Genomic DNA, 25,495 nt, shown 5'->3' on the forward strand with positions numbered 1-25,495 from the left:
ATGAATAAAAAATCAATAATTGCCATTGTAGTCATCATCCTTGCTGTTGCAGCAGTTGCTGTTGCAGTCTTTGCTTTACAAGATAGCAGTGGCTCTGACGGTGATGGTATGAAAGAAGTGAATGCTACAATATACATTGATTCTCTGGGTGCAGAAGAATCATCAACAGGATTTGGAAATACCATTGCATCACTCCTTGCATCAGCATTCCCAAATCGTGATATTAAATACAGTAGCAATGGCAGCATAGCTTCTGTTGATGGTGTGGCCAATACAGATAAAAATACCTGGGCCATATTCAAATGGGCATCTCCTGATGGATGGGAAGTACTTTCATCTTCAGCCAATTCTAAAATAAAACTTCCAGACGGAGTATCACTTGCACTGCACTATGCTGAAAAAACAAAAAATGATCAGGGTAAGATAGTTTACACAGCACCAGATATTGATGTGGAGTACAAAGTATATTTCTTCCTTCAGTTCAAAGAAGGATACGATGCTAACGACATTATCCTGAACATTCTTACGGAGCAGGAACGCAAAGATGGGTTCTGGATTGAAGGCACCGGAGAGGATGTAATAGAATGCTTGAGTGACGCTGTCTATACTTATCTTCTGCACGGTGATTATACGGATGAAGAGAAAAAAGAGATTCTTTCGTATGATGAGCGCAGAGAATCATATGGGTGGCTGAATAAATTCCTAGGGTGGGAAGACAAAAGAGTCAGCACATCAGGCGGAGAATATGGTACATGGACATATTGGTCTCAATACACGTATGACCACGATGCAAAAACTCTGGATGATGCAAGTGAATGGAACTATAATCAACTGTCGATTGGACAGTATGACATCACAGAAGATCATTACTTTGCCCTGATTCTTCAGACGACTACTGTGGAAACCGTAAACATTCCAATACCAACAACTCCGGCAGACATACCCGCGGGCCTGTGAGGTGAAAAAAATGAAAGCAGTCAAAATCAAGCTCTTAGCATCATTCGCATGCATAATCTTGATTTTGGCTATAACCCCTTTAATGGGGCTTACTACAGCAGCCCAGGACACAAGAGAAGGCGTAATGATTGATTTTGGATACTGGGATGTGAACTGGACGGAAATGACATTCAGTGAGGATATGGATGGTGTTGACGCTCTGGAAGCTGCGTGTCATATAAATTCGTATGAAATAGTCTATCTTGATCAGGATGCCGGCACAGTCTACTCTATAAACGGGCAGATAAATCTTGACGGGAAACAATGGGGAATGTATGTTCAAGAATCCAGTGAATGGAAGTTTGTAGAAACTCCCAGAGATGTGAAAGTTTCAGATTATGATCTTGTATGCTGGGCCCGGGCTTCAGGTGCAGATGATTTGATTCCAGGAACTGATTATTCTGGATTTAATTACTATAGTTATGCATTTAATGGAAAGTCACTATCTTCAGGAGAAGATTTAAGAGTAGTATCGCTGGCACCTTCAATTACTGAAATGATCGCTTCAGTCGGAGGGTCTCAGTATATTATAGGAACTGACTTGTACAGTAATTATCCCCAGGAAATCGTGGATGGAAGGGACAGCGGAGATATTTCTGTGGTGGGCGGTTACACCGATCCCAGTTATGAATGGATCATCAAACTGAATCCGGACATTGTTTTCTGCGATGGCGGAGTCGGAGAGCATTTGAATATGGCAAATAAGCTACGCAAGTCTGGAATCAACTGTGTTGTACTTTATGACGGTACTGACATAAACACCCTATATGACAATATCTGGATCGTGGCAGCTTCATTGGGTATTGAAGAAAATGCTAATTCAATAATAAATTCTCTCAGAGGCACAATTAATGATGTAAAAGGAATAATCGGCGTTCAAGCAAATAAAAGGGTATTTGTAGCTTTGTCTGCGGATCCGTCTCCTTGGACAGCTGGATCTGAAACTTACATGAACGACTTAATAACTACAGTCTCTGGCAAGAATATCTTCCAGAGTCAAGCTTCCTCATGGTTCATGGTTTCTAAAGAGCAGATCAGTCTCAAACAGCCGGACGTAATCATCATTATCCTAGATTCAAGGCAGATCTCTACAGATGAAGACTACCAAAGGGTAATGGATTCCATTGACAGAATGTGGAGAGAAACACCAGCATATCGCAACGGAGAAGTGTATATCTTCTCAGGAAGTGCGGCAGATCTGCTTTCCAGGCCTGGTCCAAGATTGGCAGAAGCGGCTGAATTGATAGGTAAGATTCTGCATCCTGAACCGTTCCTAAACAGGGATCCTCTGGATCTGATGCCGAAATATTTTGACAATGATTATCAGCAGTACTTGAAACACCAGAGGGATTTGTAATGAATAAATCATGGATAGTAATTGCCGCTGTGACCATACTCATGCTGCTTCCGGCTCTACCGGTATCCAGCGCAGAGGGAGACAGTAATCTTCTTCTCATTGACCTTGGAAACGGGCAGACATATTGGTGTGAACCAGAGGAGAGCGGAACTTATGCAGACATTATTGCAGGTTCTGCCGATGAGCTGGGATTAAATGTAGACATATCTAATAAATCCGATATTTCCATAAATGGACTAGCTTCTGTAGAAATAAGCGGATTGAATACCGTTCATACTAATTGGAAAATATATTCTTGGGATGGAAGTAACTGGAAATACGAGTCCGGCATCAATACTGCTTCACATTATTCTGGAGGTATAGCAGCAGTTGGATATTATGCAGATGATTCTGCAGAGAACGTAATCTGCCCGCAGTCTACTCCCGATTACAAATCTGTATGGACCCAATTTGGGGGGTCTTCATCGTCATATAATACATCAGATTCATATGGTGTAGAAAATCCTGCTCTGCCTGTAGAATGGCACAGGACGTACAATACTGGATATGTGGATTCAGGTCTGGTAGTTGCAGGAGATCTTCTCTATCATACTACTGGAGGAAGCTGGGGATCTACTACTGATACCAAAGACCTCTGGGTGTATTGCCTCAACAGATTCACAGGTGATATGGTCTGGGAATATCATGGGAAATATGGTGCGGGATATGAAGTCACCACACCGATAATCGTGGGAGACATGCTGATCCTGTCTGCCACATGCGGAGACATCTACTGTTTTGATCGGTATGATGGAACTCTGCTCCACACTTTATATATCGATTACAAACCGCCAATGGATGATGAAGGAACTATTCTCTGGGATGCAGAGATATTTGTGACTGGGGCTACAACGCCAGTCTATGATTCTGGAGCTCTATACTTCGGTTCCGCAGACGGTAAAGTTTACTGTTACAGCATTAATTATAATGAAGGATTCAAAGAGCTCTGGTGCTACAATCCTCCAGATGACTACAGCAGTTCCACAGGCTATATGGGATCCAAAGGAACATTCTATTTCCATGCTCCGACTATTGCTGAGATTGACGGCAAAAGAATGCTGTTCATTGGCAACTATGGAGGTTATCTGCATGCATTGGATGCTGCTACTGGAAAAGCCATGTGGGTTAAGCAGGTCATAAATGTATCAGATATAAATGCCGCTAAACCACACATGCCGGGTTCTGCTGCAGTCGTATCTGTAAACAGGGAAGGTACAATGCTGCTGGTGACATGTACTGATGGAGGAATGTCAGTATCTCTTGGTTACATCTTAGCATTGGATCCGAAAACAGGAGAAGGTTACAACGTAGAAGATCACATCTGGAAAATAAACGCACTTTTTACAGCTCCTGTTGTAGCATCAGATGGATTCTATACATATCTGAGCCCGTCTAATCCGGGAGATTCTACGATAAAGAAGTCTGACGGTACTGAAGTGGAGATTGTAGACTCAATTTGTAAATTTGACTGGGACGGCAATCTTGTTTGGATGTGTGAGTATAATAAATTCGTCAAGGCACCGCTGACACTTGCAGACGGAGTGCTTTATGCTATGGAATACTCTGCTGGAGGAATTGAGAATAAATATGGAGAAGCGGGTCATCTTGCAGCTGTAAATGCAGAAGATGGTACTCTTCTCTGGAGAGTATTCCTCGAACCCTGCACCTCTGATTCATATTCTATGGGGCAGGCAACAGTAATTGACGGAAAGATCTATGTTGGAAATGACTACGGGGCTGTATACTGTCTGTCAGATGTGGCAGGTCCCAGTTCTGTGGAATCAGAAATAAACTCATTACAGACCGCTGGATTTCATCACTGGTCTTGGTATGTTTTGATAGCAGCGATTGTTGCGACCATGGCATTGTTCGTCATATTATACAGGGGAGCTTGAATGACAACTGACAGCAGAAGTAAGACAGACACTTCATCATCTCAATTGGATGATAACTCCGATTCATGGATTATCAAGACCCGCAGAGTTTTCAGCAGAGCCTTTGGGAGAATGAAAGATGATATGGATCCTGGTGATGAAAGTGACATAGCTTTGAAGAAGAAGAGATTCGTAATTATTTCTGTATTTGGAATAATCATGGCAGTCATTGCCTTCTTCATTTCTATCTCAATCGCCGCTGGAGGAGTAATTCCAATAAGTGATGCTATTTCATCTTTGGTTTCTTCTATTGGAAAACATGGGGTGAATCTGAATGAAGAAGAGCTGTATATTTTTGAATCAAGGCTTCCTAGAGCTTTAGCGGCAATCGCAGTAGGTGCTGGTTTGTCTATAGCAGGCTGCATGTATCAGGCCATCATTAGAAATCCCCTTGTTGATCCATACATCACTGGTGTATCTTCTGGAGCGGGCTGTCTGGCAGTTGCTGTAGGGGCAATAGGTGCATCCATACCATTTATGGGTGCAGATAATTTGTATCTAGTTCCCATCGCAGCAATTGTCGGAGGTCTTATAGCATTCGGCATTACTATGCTGGTAGCAGAATGCTCTGGAGGTTCAGCGACCAATTATATTTTGGCAGGTGTGATTGTAGGATTCGCATTTTCTTCAATACAGACAATATTCATCTCAATGGCTAAAGATAACTTCAGTGACGTTATGTGGTGGCTCTACGGTTCATTCGCGCAGGTCACTTGGGAAAATGCCTGGTTGGTATTTATTCCTGTTCTGCTTTTATCTCTCGTGTCCATGCTTTGGGCAAGGGAATTCAATTTGTTTATGATGGGTGAAGAGCAGGCAAAACAATTAGGATTGAATGTAAAATTATTCAAAAGGAGCATGATGATCCTTGCTTCAATTCTTACTGCACTCTGTGTTGCTTTTGTCGGAATCATAGGGTTCGTGGGTCTGGTGGTGCCTCATGCTTGCAGAATGGCTTTAGGCGGTGATCACCGTCTGATAATGCCTGCTAGCATAATTATTGGAGCCATGCTGATGCTGTTTGCGGATATTGTAGCAAGAATGGCAATGATCCCAATGGAATTGCCTGTCGGTGCCATCACAGCTATAATCGGTACGCCTGTGTTTGCATATATGCTCATTAAAAAGGGGCGTGAGTACGATGGCTGATCCTTTACTGGAAATACGCGGATTGAATAAGAAATTTGGAGATTTTCAGGCTCTTAAGGATATTAATCTGGAATTGGACAAGGGATTGATGATCGGCCTTATCGGCCCGAACGGATGCGGCAAATCAACGATGATGAAATGTATCTGTAAGATTCACGACATGTCTTCTGGATCAATTCATATCGATGGGGAAGATATCAGCAGAAAAAAGCCGGCAGAAGTATCAAAACTGGTAGCGACAGTACCTGCTGAATCCGGACCGACATTCGGCCTTACAGTTACAGACATGGTTATGCTGGGAAGGTATCCATTCGTCAATAGAATCTGGTGGGAAAATCCTGAAGATGAAGTCGTGGTCAGAAATGCACTGAAAACATTTGGCATTTATCATCTCCGCAAGAAACAGGTTTCTATGCTGTCATCGGGAGAACGGCAGCGTGCAATGATTGCTAAAGCATACGTGCAGGAGCCGAAAGTAATGCTTGTAGATGAACCGACCAGCCACTTAGATATGAAATATAAGCTGCAGGTCATGGAATATCTCAAAAAAATGTCCCATACTGATATGACTGTAATTGTGGCAGAACATGATATCAGCCTGATGGCTCGTTATTGTGATATATGTGTAATTATGAAAAAAGGGGAAATACAGACAATAGGTGATCCCAAGGTTGTAATTACAGAAGATCTTATCCGTGATGTTTATGAAGTTGATTCAAGGATTGGATTGGATGAAGACGGAGAGATATATGTTCTTCCTAAAAAGTACATTGATGTAGAGGAGTATTGATGGCTGACGAAGCATCTGAGATCAGCGAAACTTCCGCTGCTCCAGAAGCGTATATGCTTTATTGTTACAGCTGTGGCCATGCATGGTATCCAAGGGATGAAAAACTTCCTAAGAGGTGTCCGAGATGCAGGTCTTCCAGATGGGACCATCCACTAAAAAAGGAAACGAAATGTAAATTCTGCGGATATGAATGGCGGCTTACTTCAATTAATGAAAAATGTCCATCCTGCGGACAGTTGCAAACAATCAGTACTAGGCAGCGTTCTTTATACTGCAATCAATGTGATCACACCTGGATTCAACGAAAAGATGAAATTCCTAAAAAATGTCCACTCTGCAGATCTTCTGAATGGAATAAACCGAAAGCACACAGGCTTGTATGTAGCAGATGTGGTCATGTTTGGAAAAATCAATCCAGTACTCCGAAAAAATGCCCTAAATGTCAGTCTACTTTATGGAATGTGCCCAGGCCTACGCTTCAATGCAGACGCTGTGGTCATAAATGGACGCTAAAAGGTAGACGCAGACTGGAAGATGTCAAGATCTGCCCAAAATGTAAGTCTACCAAATGGAATGAAGCACCTAAAGTGTTTTTATGCAAGAGCTGTGGCAAAACACATATTCTCAAATCGAACCAAAAAATTGTAGTATGCCCGTATTGTAAATCTGATCAGCAGACATGTGAATTGAAGTGTCATTTTTGTGGATATATGTGGAATGCTGATGAGGAAGGCGGAGACATGTGTCCGAGGTGCAAAACTACCATTACTGACGATGCAGCACTTGTCTCTCACACATTAGATATCTGGTCGAGTGATAATAAGATTCTTCGATATACTTCCAGCAACGGGTTTGGTTTCATTTACTTATGGATAGGACTGGAACCAGTAACCACTATGTATTTTCATGAGGCCTGCAGGAAGCTTAACATCAATGCAGAAAAATTTATTGATGCAGTCGGCAACCATACAATGAATGACACATTCAGAGAACTTGCAGATTATCTATATGAGCATCGGGATGATTATAAACAATACATTCCTTATTTCAAAAAGCGTCTGAATCTAAGCGAGACTGATGCTAAAATACTCTCAATTCATTTTATTGGAATGGGTCCAGAAGCGATAGCGGTAAAATTCAACCTTCCGTATGACCGCGTGAAAGAGTCTTTTGATCGTATAATGGATGCATTTGCAGATTCCGGGATTGCCGTAGACGATTCAGTTTTCACTGAGAATCCATTTGATTATTATTAAATGGAGAAATTTTGCTGTAATTCTGAATATATGGACCTAAAGTGTCTTGTAGTGTAACTTATCAGGACCATATGTATTATTATTGTATTGTAATGTAGTATAATTTATTGTTATGTATTACATGTTAATGTATTATAAGGATTAATCGTGCATGTAATTTTTCTACCTGATATTTCATATATGTATATTGGCTTCTTGAGTCAATCATTCTTTTCTCACTATGAAATTACATATTATTGTGATATTTCTTACGTATAATACTACCATTTTCCAAATAAGATACATATATACCTATAACATTCAATACTTGGACTATTCATCCAATAATTTAAAATCACCTGACTTTAAGTCATTTGGGATATGTAGTTCCAAGAGGAGGATTTAGGATAAGTATGACGGAATACAGTTGTGTAGACCACACTGACAATTTTGTTTCTGACGGTGAAAGCACACTTAGTGTTGAGCAGGATTCTTCTGAAACTGTATTGACCTGCAGAATCTGCTCTCATACATGGAAACCTAAAAATTCTAATGCCTCTCCGCAAAGATGTCCTAAATGCAGAAGCACACGCTGGAATATGGACATGCCAGTTAATAACCGATGTGTGAGATGTGGCCACACCTGGATAAGCAACGGAAAAGAACCGACAAAATGTCCAGTCTGTCACTCTTCAAGGTGGAATACAAAATCGACAAGATGCATGTGTAAGAAATGTGGGCATGTCTGGGAAAAGAAAAAGAGCGGTACGCCTAAGAAATGCCCGCTTTGCAAATCCTATTACTGGAATATTCCGAATACTGCATCTATTCTAAACAATCCATCGTTGGTTTTCAGCAATGATTCCAGAAAATGGCTGATGACTCCCTATAGAAGGGAATTGTTTGGGATCATGAACGCTGAATGCAGTAAGCATGAGAAAGTGGAATCAATCTCAAAACTTCTGAACATTGATCTAAAAGAATCAGAAGTATACTTGATGTATCTGGAAGGTTTAGATCTGGTATCTGTGTCGATAGCCTGCGATCTTCCATTTGAGATAACTATCAATGTAGTTCAGGATGTCGAATGTGCATTATTCAGTAATCGTCCCAGGATGGAAGCGCGCACATGAAAATATTAGATATCAAAAAATACGGGCCGATCTACAGATTCAGCGATGCTAATCTTTATTGGACACTATACCACCTTTCTAAAAATAAATCATTGGGGCGTCGTAATCTTGCTTCTAAAGTAGGTATAGGCGAAGGAAGCATGCGCAATGTCCTTAAGATACTGAAAGAGTGGAATCTTATCATGATTGAAAGTCATGGCATAATCATCTCTGATGATGGACGATTATTCCTTCACAGTATACCTATTGAAATTGTAGAGTCAAATCTATCAGATTATGTTGGTATCCCGAATCAATGTTGCTGTGGAATTATAGTTTTTAAGCAGTCTTCTAAAATTCAGGATGGTATCAGGCAGCGGGATATATGCATCAAATCTGGTGCTAACGGCTGTATAACCTTCATATTAAAAGACGGAAAGCTAACAATCCCTCCTGGGCGTAATTTGGATGAGGAGTACTCAGATAGCCTTAAAAAAATAGAACGCTCACTGTGCCTGGCTGAAGGTGATGTTCTCATACTCAGCTATTCTGTTGATGAATGTGCTGCAGCAAATGCAGCTGTAATGGCTTCACTTGATTTGATCTGATGACTTTGTGCACCGTATCTCATGCTCCGCCTGCTTCATACCCTTAAAATAGATTGACACATATATCCAATCGACTATGAAGCGGATTGCAGTATATGGCAAAGGGGGAATTGGAAAATCTACAATTTCTTCTAATCTGACTGCAGCTCTTTCTGACATGGGCACAAAAGTCCTGCAGATCGGATGCGACCCTAAACACGACTCCACACGGCTGCTGTATAGTGGTTTTAATGACATTACTGTACTTGAGTATCTGAGAGATACATACCCTGATGAGAGATCTCTGGGAGATATCGTTCATACTGGATACAAGGGCTGTTTATGTGTAGAAGCAGGAGGTCCTGAACCAGGTATAGGCTGTGCGGGCAGAGGCATAATCTCAGCCTTTGAGCTGCTTCGTGATCTCAATATTAACTCAATTCCAATTGACATTACAATATACGATGTTTTAGGGGATGTAGTCTGCGGAGGATTCGCCGTCCCTCTGCGTGACGGCTATGCAGATACAGTATATATTGTGACTTCCGGGGAGTTCATGTCAATATATGCCGCAAATAACATCCTGAAAGGAACGGCAAATTACAATCCGGATAGGATTGGAGGCATAATATTCAACAGTCGTGGGGATGATGAAGAATATGAGCGGGTAAAGAGATTCTCTGAAGCAGTTTCTATTCCTATCGTAGCATCATTCAAGCGTTCAAGAGAATTTTTAGATGCAGAAAAGCTCGGAAAAACTGTAGTGGAGGCTTACCCAGACTCACCCCTCGTAAAATCATTCAGAGATCTTGCCAAAATGGTTTTAGACGGTAAAAAATACACTGCAAAATATCTTGACGAGGCGGAACTGGAAAAAACAGTCTTGGGTGCAGCAACCTCTAAAAACACTATGCGCCATAGTTCTCCGTTAAGAGAAGCGGATATGATATCTGAACCCAGGTATTATACATCCCGCAATGTGCAGAAAAATGAAGTGCTGCATGGCTGTGCATTTGCCGGTGCAGCTTCGATTACGATGTCTATGACATCTCTAACCACACTGATGCATTCTCCGCGCAACTGTGCACAATTTGCATATCAGCTCGCATCCAATGCAGTCAAGCGCTCATACATTTGTGAGGGTACAGCGATTCATGGTTTTTCGCATCCAAATGTTGCATGCACTGGTATGACCGAATCAACAATGATCTTCGGTGGCAATGACGAACTCAGGTCTTCTTTAAAATCAGTTCTTGACAGTGGCCGGAAAAACATCGCTGTGATAACATCGTGTCCTTCTGGAATTATCGGTGACGACGTAGAAAATATAATCAGTGATTTATCATCGCAATATCCAGATGCAACTATTGTACCGTTGATTGAAGATGGAAACGTTAACGGTGATTTTACACAGGGTGTAATCGATGCATCTATCGCGCTGACAAAAGCTTTCGTAAATGCTTCATCATGTAAGACAGACTCTGTAAATTTGATAGGCGTTAAGACCATTTCAACGAACTGCATAAAAAATTCAGATTTTATAGAGAGTATTCTTTCTAAATTAGGAATCAAAATAAACTGCAAATATCTTGGAAACGATGATATTGAGAATCTCAAAAACCTTACAGAAGCTAAATTCAATCTTCTTCTGAATCCAGACCGTTTTGCTATGATGTTGAAACAGTTTCTTGAGGATAACTACGGTATGAGTTTCTCTAGCTATATTGCCAGACCTGGATTGAGGGCGACTGTAGAATGGATCAGAGAAGTGGGAAAATACTTTAGCAAAGAGGAAACTGCTGAACACATCATTCAGGACATCTGCTCTGAATACAATGCACATCTGGAATTTTTGAAAAATCATCTGCAAGGCAGAACTGTATACATAGCAAGCATGAACAAAGACATTGATTGGATTCTGGAGATGCTTGAAGGAACCGGAATGAAGATCATAAGAGCGGTTGTTATCGACAGACCTGATTATACGATGGATTACGACATTAAAGCTAATTATCCATTCGTTGATATTATTGAAAAATTTGAAATAAACGACCTTATCAGCGACATAAATTTAAAGAAACCAGATTTGTTAATTTCTGCCTATCCGATGGATGTAAATTCTGAAATTATGCAGATGTACATTCCGCTGGTACCAGATATCGGGCCCTTTGGGGCATTGGAACTGGCAGATTCATGGGTGAGTTTTATGAAAGCACCAGCTGAAGAAGGGTGGAGAAACGATGGAAATTAATTATGATGAGCCTGAAGGTTTAATGGGCATACTGCTTGCCTTTGAGGGAGTGAAAGATGCAGAGACAATCCTCAATGGCCCTACCGGGTGTAAGTTTCACCCGTCTTCTGTATCTGAATCCGTGTATAGAAGAAAAGGATCATTTAACCCCATGGTATTTTCTGGTGAGTTCCATTTCTGCCAGCCTCGTATCCCTTGCACTTATCTTGGAGGTTATGATTACATAACCGGATCTAAAGACAGGCTGAACAGACTTTTTGAGGAGATAAGCAGTTCTAATCCGCGTCTCATCGGTATAGTGAATTCTCCAGGTGCATCATTGATTGGCGAGTCCTTGAATGTTAGTGAAACGTCTATTCCGGTTGTGAAAATAGAGACTCCCGCATATTCTAGGTCAATGGGAGAAGGATTTCAGGAAGGATTAATGTCCATTCTGGAAAAAATTAAACCAAGTGGTACAAAAAGAAAAGGCTGCATAAATCTGCTTGGAATTTCTGTGTGGCATTTGAACTGGGAAGACAGTATTAACGATCTTTCTGCGCTGTTAAACTTGTGCGGAATTGAAGTTATATCTTCAGCAGGCGCCGGCTGGTCTGTTGATGATATACTATCATCGGGTGAAGCTGAACTCAATGTCATCATTCATGATGAATTTGGCAGCAAGGTTGGAAACTGGTATAAAGAAAATTGCAACATTCCTTTCATATCACCAGAGGTTCCGATAGGTTTTGACGCTTTGGAAAGCTGGCTTAAGGAAATATGCAGCATATTGGGAAAAGATGCTGCTCCCGCACTTGAAGTTATAAGATCTAAACGTAAAAAGGTGTATAGGGAACTTTTGGCAATGGATGAAAGAAAAGCTCTGCCGAAAGGCAGGACATTTTCGATTGCAGCAGACGGTTCTCTTGCATTTCCAATCCTTAGATTTTTGTATGAATATCTTGGAATGGTGCCGGTAGCTGTGAATGTGGAAGATCAGGAATGGAACCGTGTGATTGGTGAGTACCTTTCAAACAAAGGTCTCACTGCTTCAGAAAATGTATCTAACACTGTGGCTGATATTTTCATAGGGGATGGAAACACACTGTCATCTCTGCTTTTCAGAGATATTGTCAGAAGCGGAATAGTAGTAGAATCTCCGGGAATCAGGCAGATCGAGATACGAGATGAGCCTGTGTTAGGTTTGAATGGAACACTCCGTCTGCTTGATGGCGTGTTAAATTCATTAATCAGATAAATTCAGAAATAATATGCAGGGCAGACAGCCCTGCATTAATTGTTTAGAGTCTTGACTGGATAATACCAAATATGAATGTTATTACACCAGAGATTACCGCAAGGTAAAATCCGACTCCGTAGCTGAGGTCTGCAAATTCATCTCCTGCCCACATGTAGCTTACAACTGCAAGTATGATTGCAATGATGCCAAAGATTGCAGAGATGTATCCGACATTCTTTCTTGAGCCATTACCAGTCATGCCCACGGCAAATAGTATTAAAGACAGTACTCCCAGAACTGCAATAATCACTGGAATGTATATCTGAAAATCACCATCGTAGTCAATTAGGTCGATTCCAGTATAATCAGTTCCATTGCCTGTGAACCAGTTAACTGCAATAGCGACTATTCCAATTAAGGCTCCGATAATTCCGATAATGCCCCATATGTACGGGGTATTCTTACTCATAGATGCTGAATCCATGATATCAATCTCCTGTTCTGATGCATTTTTAAGAATGCGTATAAGTGTTTCTAATATATTTTATAAATATATTATTCAAATCATACATAAGATTAATTAATTAAGCTATGTAAATATTTATCTTATTTTAGCCAGCATCTAAGAAAATAGATATTTTTAGTGATTCATATACGACTCAAAAGATCATACATTTTTGAGATAACTAATTGAGAGACCTTTAGAATCAGGAGGTATTTATTGATTTTGAAAGCCTTTTCTTTGCGATATGGAAGCTTCTTGTGCATCAGCTATAATTTATGTGATATTTCGCTGAGTAATCGCTCTGATCTCAGAAATGCTTAATTTACTCAGCATTCAAATTGTTAGTTTATGCAGACTATAGAGATTGATAAAACTCTAAATGTTGGTTTTGGGAACAAGAGACCGGTCATGACCTCTGACGCAAAGGTTGTAGGAAAAGTGTACGGGGCTGAAGTTGACACTGAGCAGTGGATGGTAAGCAGCATCTTGACAGACTTTGATTCATCAATTCTTTCTGATGCAGATGTAAAACATCCCAGAGTAAGGAAGACACGTGTTTCAATTCCAGTTGATAAGATTGAAAAAGTGTCTGATGTGATACAGCTTTCTGTAGACTTGAATACATTGCTTAGCGCAATAGAAGAAGACTAGGTGCTTAGCAATAACATTGCATACGATTCTTGCTTATTGTTCATGACGATTGAGGGACTGTCGGCCATGTGCTGGCAACTCTCGTCATGAGTGTGGTAGTCGGCAGTTTAGTTTAACAATATCTGTATCTAAATTATGATCAGTTCACATCATTTTTTAGTGATTTCTTCTAACGAGAGACCTTTGGTTTCAGGTACAAGTTTTAAGACAAAAATTAGTGAGATAACTCCTACGATTGCATACATGAAAAATACTGTGTTAGTTCCGAGCAGGCTTACAAGACCCAGAAATGTCAGAGAGATTACAAAGTTAGAGGTCCAGTTAGCTACTGTAGCTACGCTCATTGCTTTGCCTCTTACCCTGAGTGGATAAATCTCTGCTATGAGAAGCCAGAATATTGGTCCCAGGCCTATGGCAAATGAAGCAATGTATGTCATGAGAAATACGGCTGTGTAAACACCCAGAGATGCAGCGCCGATGCTGAATACTGCGCTCAGACCAAGAAGCGACAGTATCATTCCGCTCAGGCTCACTAGCAGCAGCGGTCTTCTTCCCACCCTGTCTACAAGAAATATCGATACTATAGTCAGAATAACATTTACTATTCCGACTCCTACACTAGCTGCTATCGAAGCTGTAGCATCTGCATATCCTGCGAACTCAAAAATCGTAGGTGCGAAGTAAATGACTGTATTAATTCCAGTAGCCTGCTGCAGTACAGCCATCATTACGCCGATAATAGTTACATAACGAACAGATGGAGACCACAATTCACTAATTTTAGCATTTTTCTGCTCTTTATTCTCAATTTCCATCTGGCGAATTGCATCATCTGCTTTTTCTTTATCGTATGTAAACCTTTCAGCTACATTCATCGCTTTATCAACATTTCCTTTGAATACCAGCCATCTGGGACTAGAGGGAAGAACAATCATTCCTATTATGAGAGCAACTGCTGGAATAACTGCAGCGAAGAACATAGCTCTCCAGTTTCCAGAAGGAGAGAAATAGAGAGAAACCATGTAAGCCACGAGTATCCCAACAGTAACCATCAGCTGGTTAAGCGATACCATGGCTCCTCTGATGCTTTTAGGTGCTACTTCTGAAATATACATGGGGCTTATGAATGAAGCCACTCCTATTCCCGTTCCTATAATAAACCGGCCAGCAAAGAAAAGATAGACGTCTGGTGACGCTGTGATAATTATAGTTCCTATGACTACCAGAGCAGCAGAGCTGATTATAGATTTTCTTCGTCCCAGCTTATCTGACAGATATCCTCCAGAGGCTGATCCGATTATGGCTCCAACCAGCACCATGGATACTGCCCATGATCTTTCAGAAATCGTCATAGAAAAATCATGTTGTACGAACAGTATTGCACCAGAAATGATTCCAGTATCAAACCCAAATAAAATACCGCCAATGGCAGCCACTGCCGCTGCTGCATAAGCCAAAGGCGGAATGCTGAGTTTTTTCTTTGAATTCTGGCTGCTGTGTTTCATGGAGCAGTTATTACTTTTCAGCAAGACACTAATTAAAGTAACGTCTTTCATCAAGCAGTTTTTTTAAAAGCAGCCTTAGGTCGTCTATGTTTCTTAACATATACTTCGCGTTGGTTTTACCTTCGCCTATCTTCACAGTCACAGATTTTTCCTTTAAGGCTCTGAATGCATCTTCATCCGTAATGTCATCACCAACATAGATGGAGGATCTGCATTTACAATGATCCAGAAGCATTTGGCAGGCGTCTCCCTTATTCCTGCCGTTTGCTTTCAGTTCTATGACCTTCTTGCCTTCTGTTATATTAAAGTCCCCAGAGTTGTCTTTGACAATCTTCTTGATTGTCTCTTCATCAATGGAGTCTGCATTTCTGTAATGAACGCTCACGGAGTATGCTTTCTGTTCAATGTGAACTCCGCGATAATTCATTAGCAAGCATTCCATATTGTTCTTTAATCGTATCAGATCATCACAGTCTATTTTCTCCTCATCAAAAAACGGACATTCTATGCCGTGGCTGCCTATCAAATTTTTGAAAGTAACTTTATTCTTCAAATCACTCAGGCTTCTTCCGCTGACTATCCATATATCCGTTGATGGAAGTTTTTCCAGTTCAGTCAGAATCTCTTCTATTTCTCTGTCTATTTCTGCTTCTTCGGGTGTCGATACAATGGGGGAAATTGTACCATCAAAATCGAGCATAACCAAAAGCTGAGGTGACTTCGCTAATATGCTCAGCTCAGCAATCAGATTCCCATTGTCTGAAAAATTCATCCAGCCACCAGAATATGTCATGATCTTTAACTTCCTTTCTAAGTTTGGTGCAGTGGTTGATTTTATCTTTCTGTTTCATTTTCAGAGCTTTTTGAATGGCTTTTGCCATTGATTCAATATCATACGGATTTACTACAATTGCATCCTTCATTCCTTCGCTGGCGCCTGCGAATTCACTGAGAATAAGAACGCCTTTATCATTCACTGCAACGTATTCTTTGGCTACTAAATTCATTCCATCGATTACAGGCGTAACCATAGCAACGTCAGCTATTCTGTAGAGCATCAGCAGTTTGTCTTCATCGACTTTCCTGTTTATGTAAATAATCGGAGTCCAAGATGGTGTCTGAAATCTGCCGTTTATCCTGCCTATATTTTCTTCTATTTTTCTTTTCATCTCTCTGTATTCGTTAATATTGACTCTGGTTGGAGAAGCGATTTGTATGAATGATACTTTTTCTCTTGCACGCGGGCTTGACTCTAGATACCTTTCAAATGCCAGGAATCTGTTTAAAATTCCTTTAGTGTAATCCAAGCGGTCTACTCCTAAAATTATGCGCTCAGCATTGATGGACTTTCTTGTTGTTTCTGCACCTTTTATTATGCTGGGCATGCTGCCATTCTTAGCATATGATGTATAATCAATTCCAATGGGTATGGCTGCTATTTTTGTTCTTCTTCCATTGTAGCTGATTATGTTGTTGTTTACTTTGGCTTGGGGGAATTCTCTGCACACTGTTGCTATAAAATTATCTGCATGGGCCTTTGTGTGAAAACCTATCATGTCAGCACTTAGAAGCCCTTTCAAAATGTCACTTCTCCAGGGTATACAGGAAAAAGTCTCAGCTGCCGGGAATGGAATGTGCCAAAATAGTGCTATTGCAGCTTCGGGTACTTTATTCCGAAGCATATCCGGAACTAATGAAAAATGCACATCTTGGATGAACACTTTCCCGCCTTTTTCCAGCTCTTCTGCTGCAGCCTCAGCAAATCTCATATTCACGCTTTTGTAAGTTTCCCAGTAATTTTTTCTAAACTGGGCATTCTCTTGAAATAAATGACAAACTGGCCAGATGACTCTATTGCTAAATCCTAGATAGTAATCATTAACCTCTTTCTGCGTAAGCCAGATCCTGCGAAGTGTGTATTTAGGATCCTCTGGTGGAACTTTAACGCATCCTTTAGTGTCACTGCAGTCTTTATCGGCATCTCCGCTTCCCCAGGCAATCCAGGTACCTTTTGCATTCTGCATCACTGGGTCTATAGCAGCGACAACTCCCCCGGTTGGGACTGAGCAGTCTATGCTCTCTCCATTGTACTCATGGACATAAGGTTCTCTGTTGGAGATTACGATTAATCTATCCACTCTGTGAATTATGAGAGCACAGCCTATTTAAGAGAATTCTGTGAAAAGGTTTAGAAAGAAGGGATTACTCAGAATCCATCCTTTCCAGAACAGCGGATACTATGATTGGAAGAGTAATGGTAGCATCGCCCTCCACTGTCATGTAGTCTGCTGCGGCTTTGACTTTTCCCCATGAAACTGCTTCTCTTACCCTAGCTCCTGAAAGTGAACCATCATATTCCTCAGCTGTGGTAAGATACACGGCATGATCCAGTCCTCCTCTGAATTGATTCCACCAGATCGTATGATGCTTTGAAATTCCTCCACCTATCATGATGGCTCCAGATTCTTTAGCATCAAATACCATGTCCATAAGATCCTGTTCATCCTGGAATAGATCCATGTGAAGATTGCGGTGTTCCTGCCAATACATCCAAACTTGGCTTCCGAATGATCCATCAGTAATTCCAGGTACGAATATCGGTACATTGTTTTTATGACACCAGTACAGAAGCGAACTTTCATCGTTGACCATTGCACCTACTTGATCTATCAGTTCTCTTGTGGAGATAGAATCGCGGTCTTTGAGGATCTTCTTCAGCATAGGCTGCATTTTCTTTTCAAGGATGAGCCCGTAGCTTGAGTTAGGAACCAAGACATTTCCCAGTCTGTTGATTCCCTCATCATACAGTTTAGCATCATCCATGATAAATTCGCCGTGATAGTATTTTTTCCATGTTCTTGCTAAGTCGTGATCCAGTGTTCCACAGGTGGTAATGATTACATCAACAAGACCGCGCTTTACCAGCTCAATTATGACTCCTCTTGTTCCGGTGGCCATTATGCAGGCAGGGAATGAAAGGAAAACTGTGCAGTCTTTCTTTTTAAGCATTCTTTCAGTGATATCTACAGCATCAGACAGTTTCTTTGCTGTAAATCCTCCGCAATTGCTCATTTGGCTTATGAGGTCGTTAACAGTCATTGCCCCGCCGATTTTAATATCAACTACAGGCTTTTTTGTATTCATCAGAAACCATCAAGCACTAGGGTTGCTAAAAAGTTACCTATCGCTTCACTAGAATTCTTTGAAATTCCCACATGTCCATCAGCTTTTCCAGCTGTTTATATGTGGTTTCCATGTCTAAACCGTTGTCAACAATGTCCCAGCCTTCTGAAATGGACATCATTTTTTTCCTTATATCCGAAATGCTTTCTTCTGTTTCAAACATTTCCCACTCTTCATTCCTTTTATGGATCCTGTCCATTGCAGTTTTTGGGTCAACGTCTATAAACAGCAGCTTATCTGGTATTGGAAACAGCTTTGTTAAGAATCTATAGCAGGGTTTTACTAATTTTGGTGGCAGGTATGCCGCGCTCATGAAATATCTGATGAAAATAATGACATCTGCTTTGCATCTTTTCATTTTTGACAGAGATGTCAGGAGATCCAATATAAAGAAAAATACTGAGAGGTGATATTTTACCCCCTTTCCCTGCAGACAGGATTTCATACATTTTCCCATAAGTCTTTCTGAAGGGTGAATAAACATCGCTACGGTGCTACCTTTTGATGTATATTGATCTCTAATCCATTCGGCAATTGTATTCTTTCCGGAACCGTCTGTGCCTTCTATGACTATCCACTTCATTCAAATCCTTAAACAAGAACGGTAATACGCTCTTGATAATTAACAGTTATATTCTGCAGTTGCCTCAACAACATATTTTTTAAATTTCAGAGAACTATTTTTAGAATAGCACATCCGTTTTTTATCAGAACATAGAATGTATTGGTAATGTTCGAGGCATTTTTTGAAGCAGATTATAGGGCAAAATACCTTTTAAAATTTAGAAAATTCCCATCAAAATTTTCGAAATTTTCGAAAAATCTCGAAGATCGAAAAGGGGGCAAACTTGACTTAAAAAGTCGGGCAGGGACTATGCGTACGCGCACGCGCGCGCACATTATAAGCAACCTTTAAGAAAGCAATTCTTGAAAAAACTCATATTTAATGATTTTCCAGTTTAGATATTTAAATGTATCTCAAATTTAACGTTAAACTATTGATTTTATTATATTTTATACATTGAATCAAAAATGCATCCGTAAATCTCCAAATTAGACCGAATCAATCATGATGCATTGTGGGAATTAGTCGGAATTTATTTTGACAATTCTCTCTATAGATAATCTTACAATTGATTTTTAGAGTGTTTAATAACCCGTTGTTGCCTCAAGTAATGCATAATTCGTAATACTTTTGAATCACATCTCCTGCTATGGGGACCTTATTTCTAACATTGCGTGTCACGTGTCTGTTTACTAATTCTTGACAATATTCATTCTTCAGTCAAAGATATTAATGAAGAGTGCAATCATCATATACAATGCTGCAGAACCTAGATTTAAATAAAAAGCTTAAAAAAGGAGAATTCACGAAACAGCTCCCAGATCTCAGAACACAGCTTGGTGAGCTGCAGCGCAAGCTTAGGCGGGCTCAGATTCCCGTGATCATCCTTTTTGAGGGTTGGGAACCAGCTCTGATGTCTAAAGTAATCAATCAGCTTCTTGTTCCTTTGGATCCGCGAGGATTTGACTATTATAATATTGGACCTTCAAGTCCAGAAGAGTCTAAGCATTCTTTTCTTTGGAGGTTTTGGGTAAAAACACCTGCAAAAGGCAGGATAACAATCTTTGACCGTTCTTGGTACTCTTCATCAGCGGCTAGGTCAATGGATGCAGGTATGGATACCGTCATTGTGAAAGATGTAAAAGAGATAAATACGTTTGAACGGCAGCTTGCTGACAGCGGAGTAATGATAATCAAACTATTTCTGCATGTTCAGGATGAAGATAGAACTCCTACCGATGAGGAAGTCTGTGGCCTTGTAAAAGATGATCTGGAACTGATAAAGAGACAGAAGCAGTACATACCGATTATCGATAAAATGATCACTGCTACAGAGACCCCGCTGGCTCCGTGGACGATTGTTGAATCTGCAGATGAAGAGTTTGCAATCTTGAAGGTCCTCAAGACTGTAGCCAGCCGGATGGAGTCAGCATTGGAAACAAACGGTACGGCATCAGACGGCGGATACTGCAAGTTAGAATATCCTACAATTCAGAGCACGCCAGCATATCCGAAGTTAAACTCTGATACATACCACACGAAGTTGGAAAAGTATCAGCAAAAGCTGAAAAAAGTTCAGATGGAGCTGTATCGTCAGAGAAGACCATTGGTACTAGTGTTTGAAGGAAGAGATGCTGCTGGGAAAGGAGGAAACATCCTTAGGATAACTCAGTCTCTGAATCCCAGAACATACCAGGTTGTTCCCACAGGTGCCCCCAATGATGTGGAAATCTCTCACCACTATCTCTGGAGATTTTATCTTGGTCTGCCTGAAAAAGGACACATTTCTATTTTTGACCGTTCTTGGTATGGAAGAGTTCTCGTAGAGAGAGTGGATAACATTACTCCTGAACAGGATTGGCGTAGAGCTTACCGTGAGATAAATGAATTTGAAAAAGCAATGGTTGATGACAATGCCATCCTGATCAAGATGTGGCTGGAAATTACAAAAGAGGAGCAGCTGCAGAGATTTATTGAACGGGTGGACAACCCATTAAAGAACTGGAAAATATCCAATGATGACTGGCGGGCAAGAGAAAAATGGGATGAATACACGGCGGCAATCGATGAAATGATTGCGAGAACCTCTCAGCCTTATGCTCCATGGTACATTGTGGATTCCAATGACAAACAGAGTGCAAGGCTGCAGTCTCAGAAGATCATCATTGATGTAACTGAAAAAGAGCTGGGTCTCAAATAATCACTTCTTTTTCTTGAATTTATTTGAGATCCTTTCATTGGCTGCAGCATATTTTCCTCTTGGAATCCCTCTGAACAGCAGGGCTACGAAAACAGATAGGCATATCAGTATCACAGCAATCTGTTCCCAAAGTACCAGTGGATTTGGTACTATCAGCAGCACAAGGAAGTCTATTGTAAGTATTAGCAGAATGCTGCTCAGTTTCATAAATTTTTCATACATGTTGGAATCTTGATTCTCAGTCCGGTGACGCCGTTTGTTGCCGCCTTCAACCATGACTCCATCTATAAGTTTCAAGTTGTGAACTAGATTTATTATCGGTGGAAGAAGTACCAGGAAGTTAATCACCATTAGAATTGAATTTGCTATATGTATCGTTCCAGGAAGCATCGGATCTAAATTTTCATAGATGTATGGTGAAACGAAGTAGAATGCAATTTCGATTACTGCAATCACAATGAGATCGATATATACCATTATCAGCTTGGATCGGACAAGCATGGCAGACCGTTTAGACGACTTTGCTCGATCGTAAGCATCACTCCTGGCACTGGACATTTTCATTACTGCATTGTGCACGGATTCTGGTGTTTTTGCCGCTACTTTGTCATATATCTTGGATGAACTTTTAGAAAGCAGTGGCAGCACTACCATTGATACTAATGCAGCTCCTATGACTGCTGAATAGAAGTTTTGACCGACTACGCCTGCATCAAGTGCAGTCTTAGCGATGATAAATGAAAACTCACCCATTGCTGCAAGGCTCACAGCCGACATGAAGCTGATTCTCAGAGTCTTATTTCCTAAAAGATATCCCAGCAGGACGGTTAATATCTTCGCAATTACAAACACTCCGAAGATTATCAGTATCAGCGGAATATTATCCAAAAGCTCAGACGGAACTATTTCCAGTCCGATTGATATGAAGAATATTGCCATGAACAATTCTTTCATCGGCTCTGTTTTTGCCATAATGTCATGAGAGAATTTGCACTGGGACACGATGACGCCCATGATGAATGCACCGATTGCCATGGACAGTCCTATTTTTGTAGACAGCAGAGCCATTGCAAAACACAGGCCTATGCTGACTATAAGCAGGACCTCTGAAGAGATCTTTTTTCCTATCCAGTCTAATATCTTTGGTATGAATATTAGACCAATTCCTATGCTTGCGGCAATGAACACTACAATGGCAACGACCATTCCGATGATGGACCCTACCGCAGGGGTGTCTCCCACCAGAAGCGGAGCAGCCATAGTCAATATCAAAACCTGGCCGATATCTTCCATGACTGTAATCAAAATGATTGTCTCAGCCGCGTCTTTGTCCATATATTCCTGTTCTTTGAGTACGGCAGTTATCACTGCTGTACTGGATCCTGAGATCACAGCACCCAGAAATACAGATTGCACCATGTCCCAGCCCATTAGTATTCCGACAGTGTAACCTGCAATAAGCATCAGTGGAAGCTGAATTACAGCAACCATTACGACAAACATTCCGCTTTTCTTAAGTTTTTGTAGATTCAATTCAAGCCCGATGAAAAACATCAGGAGAACGAGGCCCATATCGGAAAGTATTGAAACGAGGATCTCAGTTGATTCTGAAGCTCCACCCCAGTAGTTCGCCAGGATTATACCTGCTGCTAAATACCCAATGATTGCAGGCATCTTCAGCTTAGAGAAGATTATTGAGCAGACACCAGCTATCAAAAGTAAGTATGTTAGATTTACAAGCAGAACGGCCTCTTCCATATTCACCCTGGTCCTGATACCATCAGATCTCGCGATCCAGACATTCACTACGCTTTTATAGTATATAAATATGTATATTAATTGGATTATTTATATATTAATTTAGTATTGATGTTAATGCCAAATCATTCTGGTTACGATATTCGTTGTTTAATCATTGATTGTATCATTTTAGAGAAAATTGCTGCTGAATGTCCTAAAATTACTGTCAGCAACCAATATATATAAAAACTATAATACGACCTCAAACCCCTGAAGAAGGTTCTGATTATGAATGTTGATATTGACACATTGGTATATCTTGTACCAATTGCGGGTATAATCGGCCTCATCGTCGCGGGTGTCCTTACCAAATGGGTTATGCGTAAGGATACAGGCACTCCAGAAATGAAAGTAATTGGAGATGCCATACGCGAGGGCGCCATGGCCTATCTGGCCCGTCAGTACAAGACAATCGCCATAATCAGCGTTATCGTAGCGGTGCTTCTAGTCGCATTGGACTGGAGAATCAGCATCGCATTCCTGATTGGAGCATTTTTCTCATCCTTGTCTGGTTATATAGGAATGAGAGTATCTGTAAGCTCCAACATCAGGACCGCTAGCGCTGCTAGAAGATCATTGAACGAATCACTTTTGACGTCTTTCCGTGCTGGAGCCGTCTCTGGTCTTGCTGTAGTTGTTCTAAGTTTACTTGGTGTTACAGGTATTTTCTTCCTGTATCTGTTTGTACTTAACAACGACACTGACTTTGAATCCAATTCTCTTTGGTTTTCCAACACACTTAACTTAGTCGCTGGTTATGCTTTCGGTGCTTCATTTGCTGCATTGTTTGCTCAGCTTGGTGGAGGTATTTACACCAAAGCCGCAGATGTCGGTGCCGACCTTGTAGGAAAAGTCGAAGCTGGTATTCCTGAAGATGATCCACGTAACCCTGCAGTAATTGCTGATCTTGTAGGAGACAATGTCGGAGATTGTGCTGGTCGTGGTGCTGATCTATTCGAAAGCACGGCTGCTGAAAATATTGGTGCAATGATTATGGGTTCAGCCATTTATCTTTACACAAATGACCCTCTGTGGGTATTCTTCCCATTGGTCGTATGTGCATTTGGTATGCTGGCTTCTCTAGTTGGTATCGCTACAGTCAAGCTGAGAAACGAAAACGAAGAGCCCATGAAAGCTCTGAACCGCGGTTATTTCATTACCGCTATAATCTCTGCAGTAGGTTTGTATTTCATTACCGATTACATGCTGGGAGCATGGCAGTACTTCGTATGCGCCATTATTGGTATCCTGCTTTCCATAGCAATCGTATATATTACTCAATATTACACAGCTGGAAGTTACCGTCCAGTCCGTGAGATTGCTGATGCTTCTGAAACCGGACCGGCTACAAATATCATTACTGGTTTCTCAATCGGTTTAGAAACAACCGTCCTGCCGATTATTGCGATTGCCCTTTCTCTCCTTGCATCTTATGCATTAGGACAGGATGCCGCTACCCTTCTCGGCCACCCAGATCAGTCATTCATATTTGGTCTGTATGGAACTGCAGCTGCTACCATTGGTATGCTAGTGACAGCAACATTTGTTTTGGCTATGGATACTTTCGGACCTATCACCGACAATGCAGGTGGTATTGTAGAAATGTCCAATCAGCCTGAAGAAATTCGTAACAGAACCGATAAACTCGACTCAGTAGGAAACACCACAAAAGCCCTCACAAAGGGATATGCAATGGGTTCTGCTGCGTTGGCTGCATTCCTCTTGTTCTCAGCATTCTTCGAACAAGTAGTAATTGCCAGAAATGACATGGGACTCAACACTTCACTCGAAGAAGTATTCCATGTAGATATCGCTCAACCTCAGATCTTTGTAGCTGCTCTGCTCGGTGCCATGTTAGTGTTCATATTTGCATCACTAGCTATTCGTGCTGTAGGAAAAGCTGCAGGGGGTATGATTACCGAGGTCCGCAGACAATTCAAAGAAGACCCCGGTATCATGGAAGGAACTTCCAAGCCTGATTACGCAAGCTGTGTGGATATCTCTACAAAAGCTGCTCTCAAGACAATGGTTCTGCCTGGTATCCTGCCAGTACTGACACCAATCATCCTAGGACTGTTAATGTTCTACGCTTATGATTACGGTACAGACAACGGTGGAGTAATCGCAGTTCAGGCAGTCGGTGCATTCTTGATGGTTGCAACAATTGCCGGTATCCTGATGGCTATCCTCTTAAACAACGGAGGAGGAGCTTGGGACAACGCCAAGAAGTTCATCGAAGATGGACATCATGGTGGAAAAGGCTCACCAGCTCATGCCGCAGCAGTCGTTGGAGATACAGTAGGAGATCCATTCAAAGATACAGCCGGACCATCACTTCACGTGTTAGTCAAGCTGCTGTCTACGATCTCGCTGGTCTTTGCAGTAGTGTTTGTAACTGGAACATTCCCGTTATAAGC

At 41.1% G+C, this 25,495-nt stretch carries 20 protein-coding genes; 13 read left to right on the forward strand and 7 right to left on the reverse strand.

Annotated features, from left to right (window positions below; all coding sequences use genetic code 11):
• From H729_RS03290 to H729_RS03340, 10 genes are all read left to right on the forward strand, one after another.
• Nucleotides 1–957: a hypothetical protein gene (locus H729_RS03290; protein ID WP_020448582.1), complete on the forward strand. Its 957-nt coding sequence runs from the start codon at nt 1–3 to the stop codon at nt 955–957.
• A 10-nt stretch (nt 958–967) separates the two neighbouring features.
• Complete coding sequence (locus H729_RS03295; protein WP_020448583.1) at nt 968–2,353, forward strand: ABC transporter substrate-binding protein; 1,386 nt, start codon at nt 968–970, stop codon at nt 2,351–2,353.
• Nucleotides 2,353–4,287, forward strand: coding sequence for an outer membrane protein assembly factor BamB family protein (locus H729_RS03300; protein WP_020448584.1), 1,935 nt, complete (start codon nt 2,353–2,355; stop codon nt 4,285–4,287). Before H729_RS03295 ends, H729_RS03300 begins: the two co-directional genes overlap by 1 nt.
• Complete coding sequence (locus H729_RS03305) at nt 4,288–5,475, forward strand: FecCD family ABC transporter permease (RefSeq protein WP_020448585.1); 1,188 nt, start codon at nt 4,288–4,290, stop codon at nt 5,473–5,475.
• Complete coding sequence (locus H729_RS03310; RefSeq protein WP_020448586.1) at nt 5,468–6,265, forward strand: ABC transporter ATP-binding protein; 798 nt, start codon at nt 5,468–5,470, stop codon at nt 6,263–6,265. Before H729_RS03305 ends, H729_RS03310 begins: the two co-directional genes overlap by 8 nt.
• The gene (locus H729_RS09885) at nt 6,265–7,521 is read left to right on the forward strand and encodes a P-loop NTPase family protein (protein ID WP_020448587.1); all 1,257 of its coding nucleotides are present in this window, start codon (nt 6,265–6,267) and stop codon (nt 7,519–7,521) included. The genes H729_RS03310 and H729_RS09885 overlap by 1 nt, the downstream gene beginning before the upstream one ends.
• Nucleotides 7,522–7,913: 392 nt before the next feature.
• Nucleotides 7,914–8,633 carry a hypothetical protein gene (locus tag H729_RS03325; RefSeq protein ID WP_020448588.1) on the forward strand — a complete coding sequence of 240 codons (720 nt, stop codon included), beginning with the start codon at nt 7,914–7,916 and terminating at the stop codon, nt 8,631–8,633.
• The gene (locus H729_RS03330) at nt 8,630–9,220 is read left to right on the forward strand and encodes a DUF4443 domain-containing protein (protein WP_020448589.1); all 591 of its coding nucleotides are present in this window, start codon (nt 8,630–8,632) and stop codon (nt 9,218–9,220) included. The genes H729_RS03325 and H729_RS03330 overlap by 4 nt, the downstream gene beginning before the upstream one ends.
• 76 nt (nt 9,221–9,296) lie before the next feature.
• Nucleotides 9,297–11,450, forward strand: a complete 2,154-nt coding sequence (locus H729_RS03335) for a nitrogenase component 1 (RefSeq protein ID WP_020448590.1) — start codon at nt 9,297–9,299, stop codon at nt 11,448–11,450.
• On the forward strand, nt 11,440–12,687 hold the full coding sequence (locus H729_RS03340) for a nitrogenase component 1 (protein ID WP_020448591.1): 1,248 nt from the start codon (nt 11,440–11,442) through the stop codon (nt 12,685–12,687). The genes H729_RS03335 and H729_RS03340 overlap by 11 nt, the downstream gene beginning before the upstream one ends.
• Before the next feature lie 43 nt (nt 12,688–12,730).
• On the opposite strand, the gene H729_RS03345 is transcribed toward H729_RS03340, so the two are convergent.
• Complete coding sequence (locus H729_RS03345; protein WP_020448592.1) at nt 12,731–13,153, reverse strand: hypothetical protein; 423 nt, start codon at nt 13,151–13,153, stop codon at nt 12,731–12,733.
• A gap of 369 nt (nt 13,154–13,522) precedes the next feature.
• On the opposite strand from H729_RS03345, the gene H729_RS03350 reads away from it, so the two are divergent.
• Nucleotides 13,523–13,825, forward strand: coding sequence for a PRC-barrel domain-containing protein (locus tag H729_RS03350; RefSeq protein ID WP_020448593.1), 303 nt, complete (start codon nt 13,523–13,525; stop codon nt 13,823–13,825).
• A 149-nt stretch (nt 13,826–13,974) separates the two neighbouring features.
• On the opposite strand, the gene H729_RS03355 is transcribed toward H729_RS03350, so the two are convergent.
• From H729_RS03355 to H729_RS03375, 5 genes are all read right to left on the reverse strand, one after another.
• Complete coding sequence (locus tag H729_RS03355; RefSeq protein WP_020448594.1) at nt 13,975–15,330, reverse strand: sugar porter family MFS transporter; 1,356 nt, start codon at nt 15,328–15,330, stop codon at nt 13,975–13,977.
• A gap of 28 nt (nt 15,331–15,358) precedes the next feature.
• Nucleotides 15,359–16,102 carry a trehalose-phosphatase gene (gene otsB / locus H729_RS03360; RefSeq protein WP_020448595.1) on the reverse strand — a complete coding sequence of 248 codons (744 nt, stop codon included), beginning with the start codon at nt 16,100–16,102 and terminating at the stop codon, nt 15,359–15,361.
• Nucleotides 16,068–17,468 carry an alpha,alpha-trehalose-phosphate synthase (UDP-forming) gene (locus H729_RS03365; RefSeq protein WP_020448596.1) on the reverse strand — a complete coding sequence of 467 codons (1,401 nt, stop codon included), beginning with the start codon at nt 17,466–17,468 and terminating at the stop codon, nt 16,068–16,070. Before H729_RS03365 ends, otsB begins: the two co-directional genes overlap by 35 nt.
• A gap of 64 nt (nt 17,469–17,532) precedes the next feature.
• Nucleotides 17,533–18,474, reverse strand: a complete 942-nt coding sequence (locus H729_RS03370) for a deoxyhypusine synthase (protein ID WP_020448597.1) — start codon at nt 18,472–18,474, stop codon at nt 17,533–17,535.
• A 37-nt stretch (nt 18,475–18,511) separates the two neighbouring features.
• The gene (locus H729_RS03375) at nt 18,512–19,096 is read right to left on the reverse strand and encodes a nucleoside/nucleotide kinase family protein (RefSeq protein WP_020448598.1); all 585 of its coding nucleotides are present in this window, start codon (nt 19,094–19,096) and stop codon (nt 18,512–18,514) included.
• A gap of 739 nt (nt 19,097–19,835) precedes the next feature.
• Here H729_RS03375 and H729_RS03385 point away from each other — a divergent pair.
• Entirely contained in the window at nt 19,836–21,278 is a 1,443-nt protein-coding gene (locus H729_RS03385; protein WP_020448600.1) for a hypothetical protein, read from the forward strand.
• On the opposite strand, the gene H729_RS03390 is transcribed toward H729_RS03385, so the two are convergent.
• The gene (locus tag H729_RS03390; protein ID WP_147554377.1) at nt 21,279–23,084 is read right to left on the reverse strand and encodes a cation:proton antiporter; all 1,806 of its coding nucleotides are present in this window, start codon (nt 23,082–23,084) and stop codon (nt 21,279–21,281) included. It lies immediately after the preceding gene.
• A gap of 222 nt (nt 23,085–23,306) precedes the next feature.
• Between H729_RS03390 and H729_RS03395 the strand changes: the two genes are divergently transcribed.
• Complete coding sequence (locus H729_RS03395; protein ID WP_020448602.1) at nt 23,307–25,493, forward strand: sodium-translocating pyrophosphatase; 2,187 nt, start codon at nt 23,307–23,309, stop codon at nt 25,491–25,493.
• Nucleotides 25,494–25,495 lie beyond the last annotated feature (2 nt).

The sequence above is a fragment of the Candidatus Methanomassiliicoccus intestinalis Issoire-Mx1 genome (genome assembly GCF_000404225.1).
GTDB lineage: Archaea > Thermoplasmatota > Thermoplasmata > Methanomassiliicoccales > Methanomassiliicoccaceae > Methanomassiliicoccus_A > Methanomassiliicoccus_A intestinalis.

Bases quoted from the DNA above. Each gene is read 5' to 3' on its own strand.
- H729_RS03290 (WP_020448582.1), top strand. From the start codon at position 1: ATGAATAAAAAATCAATAATTGCCATTGTAGTCATCATCCTTGCTGTT.
- H729_RS03295 (WP_020448583.1), top strand. From the start codon at position 968: ATGAAAGCAGTCAAAATCAAGCTCTTAGCATCATTCGCATGCATAATC.
- H729_RS03300 (WP_020448584.1), top strand. From the start codon at position 2,353: ATGAATAAATCATGGATAGTAATTGCCGCTGTGACCATACTCATGCTG.
- H729_RS03305 (WP_020448585.1), top strand. From the start codon at position 4,288: ATGACAACTGACAGCAGAAGTAAGACAGACACTTCATCATCTCAATTG.
- H729_RS03310 (WP_020448586.1), top strand. From the start codon at position 5,468: ATGGCTGATCCTTTACTGGAAATACGCGGATTGAATAAGAAATTTGGA.
- H729_RS09885 (WP_020448587.1), top strand. From the start codon at position 6,265: ATGGCTGACGAAGCATCTGAGATCAGCGAAACTTCCGCTGCTCCAGAA.
- H729_RS03325 (WP_020448588.1), top strand. From the start codon at position 7,914: ATGACGGAATACAGTTGTGTAGACCACACTGACAATTTTGTTTCTGAC.
- H729_RS03330 (WP_020448589.1), top strand. From the start codon at position 8,630: ATGAAAATATTAGATATCAAAAAATACGGGCCGATCTACAGATTCAGC.
- H729_RS03335 (WP_020448590.1), top strand. From the start codon at position 9,297: ATGAAGCGGATTGCAGTATATGGCAAAGGGGGAATTGGAAAATCTACA.
- H729_RS03340 (WP_020448591.1), top strand. From the start codon at position 11,440: ATGGAAATTAATTATGATGAGCCTGAAGGTTTAATGGGCATACTGCTT.
- H729_RS03345 (WP_020448592.1), bottom strand. From the start codon at position 13,153: ATGGATTCAGCATCTATGAGTAAGAATACCCCGTACATATGGGGCATT.
- H729_RS03350 (WP_020448593.1), top strand. From the start codon at position 13,523: ATGCAGACTATAGAGATTGATAAAACTCTAAATGTTGGTTTTGGGAAC.
- H729_RS03355 (WP_020448594.1), bottom strand. From the start codon at position 15,330: ATGAAACACAGCAGCCAGAATTCAAAGAAAAAACTCAGCATTCCGCCT.
- otsB (WP_020448595.1), bottom strand. From the start codon at position 16,102: ATGAATTTTTCAGACAATGGGAATCTGATTGCTGAGCTGAGCATATTA.
- H729_RS03370 (WP_020448597.1), bottom strand. From the start codon at position 18,474: ATGAATACAAAAAAGCCTGTAGTTGATATTAAAATCGGCGGGGCAATG.
- H729_RS03375 (WP_020448598.1), bottom strand. From the start codon at position 19,096: ATGAAGTGGATAGTCATAGAAGGCACAGACGGTTCCGGAAAGAATACA.
- H729_RS03385 (WP_020448600.1), top strand. From the start codon at position 19,836: ATGCTGCAGAACCTAGATTTAAATAAAAAGCTTAAAAAAGGAGAATTC.
- H729_RS03395 (WP_020448602.1), top strand. From the start codon at position 23,307: ATGAATGTTGATATTGACACATTGGTATATCTTGTACCAATTGCGGGT.